The 6417-nt window shown below is 75.4% G+C and carries 2 protein-coding genes; both read left to right on the forward strand.

From position 1 onward, the window contains the following. A partial coding sequence (locus ABZ340_RS36105; RefSeq protein ID WP_358786130.1) for an SDR family NAD(P)-dependent oxidoreductase occupies window positions 1–2619 on the forward strand: 2619 nt, incomplete at its 5' end. Between the two features lie 31 nt (window positions 2620–2650). Further along, on the forward strand, window positions 2651–6417 hold a 3767-nt coding region (locus tag ABZ340_RS36110), incomplete at its 3' end, for a type I polyketide synthase (RefSeq protein ID WP_358786131.1).

The following is a 6417-nucleotide window of genomic DNA, read 5'->3' on the forward strand; positions in this document are numbered from 1 at the left end:
ATCGACGCCCAGGCCCCGGCGATCCCCTTCTACTCCACCGTCACCGGCTCCTGGATCGAGGACGCCGGCGTGCTCGACGGCGGTTACTGGTACCGCAACCTGCGCGGCCAGGTCGGGTTCGGCCCGGCCGTGGCCGAGCTGCTGCGCCAGGGGTACGGCGTCTTCGTCGAGGTCAGCGCCCACCCGGTCCTGGTCCAGCCGGTCAACGAGACGGTGTACGACGCCGGCGGCGACGCGGACGCGCTGGTGACCGGTTCGCTGCGGCGCGGCGACGGCGGTCTGCGCCGGCTCCTGGCCTCCGCAGCCGAACTGTTCGTCCGCGGCGTCCCCGTGGACTGGGCCCGGGCTCTGCCCGCCGGCACCGCACCGGCGCGCGTCGGTCTGCCCACGTACGCCTTCGACCGCCGGCGCTACTGGCTGACGGAGGCGGAAGCGGCCGGTGACGGCGCCGAGGCCGCCGACGGCGTGGACTCCGACTTCTGGCGGGCGGTCGAGCACGCCGACCTGGACTCGCTCGCCGAACTCCTGGAGACGGCGTCGGCCGACGAGCGCGGCGCGCTCGGCACCGTCGTGCCCGTTCTCGCCCAGTGGCGCGGCCGGCGGCGCGAGGAGTCGACCGCCGGGAAGCTGCGTTACCACGTCACCTGGCAGCCGCTGGGACGCGAAGCGGCCGGTGCGCCGGGCGGGCGCTGGCTGGTCGTCGTGCCGTCCGGGCGTGCGGAGGACACCGCGATCGACGCGCTCCTCGAGGAGCTGGGCGGTCAGGGGCTCGGCATGGTCCGGCTCGAGGTCGGCGAGGGGGACCGGACCCGCGAACGGCTCGCCGAGCGGGTGACCGGCGTGCTCACCGAGCACGACGTGAGCGGGGTGCTGTCGCTGCTCGCCCTGGACGGGCGGACGGCGGGCGGCCCCCAGGACCCGCTCGCGGTCACGGCGTCCACGCTCGCGCTGGTGCAGGCCCTGGCGGACAGCGGGGTCACCCAGCCGCTGTGGTGCCTGACCCGGGGCGCGGTGAACATCGGTATCCACGACACCCTCACCTCGCCCGCCCAGGCGGCGCTGTGGGGCCTCGGCCGGGCGGTCGCCCTCGAACGTCCCGACCGCTGGGGCGGGCTGGTCGACCTGCCCGCCAGGACGGACGCGCGCACGGCCCGGTACCTGCTCGGTGTGCTGGGCGGCGCCGACGGCGAGGACCAGCTCGCGGTCCGGCGGTCGGGCGTCTACGGCCGCCGCCTGGCCCGCAAGCCGCTGCCGGAGGCGCCGGCCGCCGACGGCCGCTGGCAGCCCCGGGGCACCGTCCTGGTGACCGGCGGCGCCGAGGGCCTCGGCCGGCACGTCGCGGTGTGGCTCGCGCAGGCCGGCGCCGACCGGCTCGTGATCACCACCACCGCGCACGCGCCCGCCGGGGCGGTGGCGGAGCTGCGGACCGAGCTGACCGGACTGGATGTCCGTACGGCGGTGGAGTCCTGCGCGGACGCGGACCGGGAGGCGATCACGCGCCTGGTGGCGGGGGACGAACACCCGCTCACCGCCGTGGTGCACGCCGCCGACATCACGCGGACCGGCTCCGTCGACGACACCTCACCGGCCGACCTCGCCGAGGTGTTCACGGCCAAGGTGGACAACGCCCTGTGGCTGGACGAGCAGTTCCACGACACGCCGCTGGACGCGTTCGTGGTGTTCTCCTCGATCGCCGGTGTGTGGGGCGGTGGTGGCCAGGGCCCGTCCGGAGCGGCCAACGCCGTCCTGGACGCCCTCGTCGAGTGGCGCCGCGCCCGGGGCCTGAGGGCGACGTCGCTCGCCTGGGGCGCGCTCGACCGGATCGGCGTGGGCATGGACGCAGCGGCACTCGCCCAGCTCCGCCGCCGCGGTGTGCTGCCCATGGCGCCGGACCTGGCGGTGACCGCGATGGTGCAGGCGGTGCGGGGCAACGAGAAGACCGTGGCCGTGGCCGACATGGACTGGGCCGCCTTCGTCCCGGCGTTCACCTCCGTCCGTACCAGCCCGCTCCTCGCCGGCCTGCCCGAGGCGCAGGCCGTGCTCCGGGCGGCGCAGCGCGACAGCGAGAACAGCGACGCCGCCGCGTCCCTCGCGGACTCCCTGCGGGGAGTGACGGACACCGAGCAGAACCGGATCCTGCTGCGCCTGGTGCGCAGCCACGCCTCGACGGTCCTCGGCCACGGCGGCGCGGAGGGCATCGGCCCGCGCCAGGCGTTCCAGGAGGTCGGCTTCGACTCGCTGGCCGCCGTGAACCTGCGCAACAGCCTGGGCGCGGCCACCGGACTGCGGCTGCCCGCGACGCTGGTCTTCGACTATCCCACTCCGGAGGCGCTGGTCGGGTATCTGCGCTCCGAGCTGCTCCGGGAGGACGACGAGGGACCGGACGCGCGCGAGGACGACCTCAGGCGGGTCCTGGCCTCCGTGCCGCTCGCCCGCTTCGAGGAAGCCGGTGTGCTGGAAACCCTGCTCGGCCTCGCCGGCGACGGCGGCACGGGCGGCGACGACGAGGACCCGGACGCGCCGGCCGCCGGGGCGCGGGCGGCCGCCGGCGCCGAGGAACTGATCGACGCGATGGACGTTGCCGACCTGGTGCAACGGGCCCTGGGCAAGACGAGCTGACCACTGATGGAACGAATCGTGGAGGATGGTTATGTCCGCGCCGGACGAGCAGGTCGTTGAGGCACTGCGGGCCTCGCTGAAGGAGAACGCCAGGCTTCAGCAGGAGAACAGCGAACTCGCGGCCGCGGCCACCGAGCCCATCGCGATCGTCTCCATGGCCTGCCGGTACGCCGGCGGCATCAGCAGCCCCGAGGACCTGTGGCGGGTGGTGTCCGAGGGCACCGACGTCTACACCTCCTTCCCCGAGGACCGGGGCTGGGACCTCGAGGGCCTCTACCACCCGGACCCCGACAACCCCGGTACGACGTACGTGCGCGAGGGCGCCTTCCTGCAGCAGGCGGGCGAGTTCGACGCGCCGTTCTTCGGGATCTCGCCGCGCGAGGCGCTGGCCATGGACCCGCAGCAACGGCAGCTCCTCGAAGTGTCCTGGGAGGCCCTGGAACGCGCCGGCATCGACCCGCACTCGGTGCGCGGCACCGACGTCGGCGTGTTCGCCGGCATGGTGCACCAGGACTACGCCCCCGACCTGAGCGGCCACGAGGACTTCCTCAGCCTGGAGCGCGCCCTCGGCACCGCGGGCGGCGTCGCCTCCGGCCGCGTCGCCTACACCCTCGGACTCGAGGGCCCCGCGGTCACCGTCGACACCATGTGCTCCTCCTCGCTGGTGGCGCTGCACCTGGCCGCGCAGGCACTGCGCCGCGGCGAGTGCTCGATGGCGCTCGTGGGCGGCTCCACGGTGATGGCGACGCCGGGCGGGTTCGTCGGCTTCGCACGGCAGCGGGCCCTCGCCTTCGACGGCCGCTGCAAGTCGTACGCCGCCGGGGCCGATGGCTCCGGCTGGGCCGAGGGCGTCGGCGTGCTGCTGGTGGAGCGGCTGTCGGTGGCGCGGGAGCGCGGCCACCGGGTCCTCGCGGTGATCCGCGGCAGCGCCGTCAACCAGGACGGCGCGTCCAACGGCCTGACCGCCCCCAACGGCCCCGCCCAGCAGCGCGTCATCCGCAAGGCCCTGGCCAGTGCCGGCCTCTCCCCGGCCGACGTGGACGCGGTGGAGGGCCACGGCACCGGCACCGTCCTCGGCGACCCGATCGAGGCACAGGCGCTGCTCGCCACGTACGGACAGGGCCGGGACCCGCAGAAGCCGCTCTACCTCGGTTCGGTGAAGTCGGTCATCGGGCACACGCAGGCCGCGTCCGGCGTGGCCGGCGTCATCAAGACCGTGCAGGCGCTGCGGCACGGCGTGCTGCCCAGGACCCTGCACGTGGACGCGCCGACGCCGCAGGTGGACTGGTCGGCGGGTGCGGTGGAACTGCTGACGGAGGCGCGGGAGTGGCCGCGTGACGGCCGCCCGCGCCGGGCCGGTGTCTCCTCGTTCGGCGCGAGCGGGACGAACGCGCACCTGATCCTGGAGGAGGCGCCCGAGGAGGCGCAGGAGTCCGGCGCGGACGAGGCGGCGCCGGGTGGTGTGGTGCCGCTGGTGGTGTCGGCGGGCACCGCCGCGTCCCTGGCCGCCCAGGCCGAGCGGCTCGCGGCCTTCGTCGAGGGCGCCGACGGGGTGTCGCCGACGCAGGTCGCCGGCGCACTGGCCACGGGCCGCGCGGTCCTCGCCGAGCGCGCGGTGGTCGTGGCCGGCTCGGACGAGGAGGCACTGGCCGGGCTGCGAGCGCTCGCCCGGGGCGAGAGCGCGCCCGGCGTGGTCTCCGGCGCGGGGACGCCAGGCAAGGTCGTGTGGGTCTTTCCCGGCCAGGGCTCCCAATGGATCGGAATGGGCCGGGAGCTGCTCGACTCCTCACCGGTCTTCGCCGAGCGGATCGCCGAGTGCGCGACCGCGCTCGAGCGGTGGGTGGACTGGTCGCTCACCGACGTCCTGCGCGGTGAGGCGGATGCCGGACTGCTGGAACGGGTGGACGTGGTGCAGCCCGCCGGCTTCGCCGTGATGGTCGGCCTGGCCGCCGTCTGGGCGTCCGTGGGCGTCGAGCCCGACGCGGTGCTCGGCCACTCCCAGGGCGAGATCGCGGCCGCGTGCGTGTCCGGCGCCCTGTCCCTCGACGACGCGGCCCGCGTGGTCGCGCTGCGCAGCCAGCTCATCGCCTCCGAGCTGGCCGGGCGCGGCGGCATGGCGTCCGTGGCGTTGACCGAGGACGAGGCCGTCGCGCGCCTGGCGCGCTGGGCGGACCGCGTCGAGGTCGCGGCCGTCAACGGCCCGGCCTCCGTGGTGATCGCCGGTGACGCGCGCGCCCTGGACGAGGCCCTGGACACCCTGGAGGACCAAGGCGTACGGGTGCGCCGCATCGCCGTGGACTACGCCTCGCACTCGCGCCACGTGCAGCAGCTCCGCGACTCCCTCGCCGACGCGCTCACCGGTGTCGACGCCCAGGCGCCGGCGATCCCCTTCTACTCGACCGTGACGAGCGGCTGGGTGCAGGACGCCGGCGTCCTGGACGGCGGCTACTGGTACCGGAACCTGCGCGGCCAGGTGAAGTTCGGCCCCGCCGTCGCCGAACTGATCGAGCAGGGGCACGGCGTCTTCGTCGAGGTCAGCGCCCACCCGGTCCTCGTCCAGCCCATCACGGAGACCGCGTACGCGGCCGAGGGCGACGCGGACGTGGTGGCGACCGGCTCCCTGCGCCGCCGGGAGGGCGGCCTGCGGCGGCTGTTCACCTCGATGGCGGAGCTGTTCGTGCGCGGCGTGCCCGTGGACTGGGCGGCGGCCCTTCCCGCCGGAGCCGCTTCCGCGCGCGTGGACCTGCCGACGTACGCCTTCGACCGACAGCACTACTGGCTGCGGATGGACGGCTCGGCCACCGACTCGGCGTCGCTGGGACTGGCCGGCACCGACCACCCGCTCCTCGGCGCCGTGGTCCGGCTGCCGCAGTCCGACGGCCTGGTCCTCACCTCCCGCCTGTCCCTCCAGTCGCATCCCTGGCTCGCCGGGCACGCGATCGGCGGTGTCGTCATCGTCCCCGGCACGGCCTACGTCGACCTCGCCGTCCGCGCCGGCGACGAGTTCGGCTACGGCGTCCTGGAAGAGCTCGTGATCGAGGCGCCGCTGGTACTGCCCGAGCGCGGCGGCGTGCGCGTCCAGGTCGCGGTGAGCGGACCGGACGCGACCGGCCGGCGCAGCGTCGACGTCTACTCGCTGCGCGAGGACGCCGCCGACGAGGGCGGCACGGACGGGTGGACCCGGCACGCCACCGGCCTCCTGTCGGCCGCGCCGAAGTCCCCCGGGACCCAGGCCGACTTCACCGCGTGGCCGCCGCCCGGCGCCCGACCGGTCGACGTGGAGAACTTCTACGGCGACCTGGCCGGACGCGGCTACGCCTACGGCCCGGCGTTCCAGGGCATGCGGACGGTGTGGCGGCGCGGCGAGGAGGTGTTCGCCGAGGTCGCCCTGCCCGAGGAACAGCGCGAGGAGGCCGGCAGGTACGGCATCCACCCGGCGCTGCTCGACGCCGCCCTGCACACCAACGCCTTCGCCGACCCGGACGACGACCGCAAGGTGCTGCCGTTCGCGTGGAACGGCCTCGTGCTGCACGCCGCGGGCGCCTCGGCACTGCGGGTGCGCGTCGCGCCGTGCGGCCCGGACGCGCTGTCGTTCCAGGCCGCCGACGAGACCGGCGCCCTGGTGCTCACGATGGACTCGCTGGTGTCCCTGCCGGTCTCCGCCGACCAGCTCGACGCCGCGGCGGCGGACGGGAGCCGCGACGCGCTGTTCGGGGTGGAGTGGACCGGGTTGCCGTCGGGCCGGGGGCCGGTGGCGGTGCCGTCGTGGGTGCCGGTGGCCGCGGCCGAGGACATCAC

The organism is Streptomyces sp. NPDC006134 (assembly GCF_040628835.1).
Classification (GTDB): domain Bacteria; phylum Actinomycetota; class Actinomycetes; order Streptomycetales; family Streptomycetaceae; genus Streptomyces.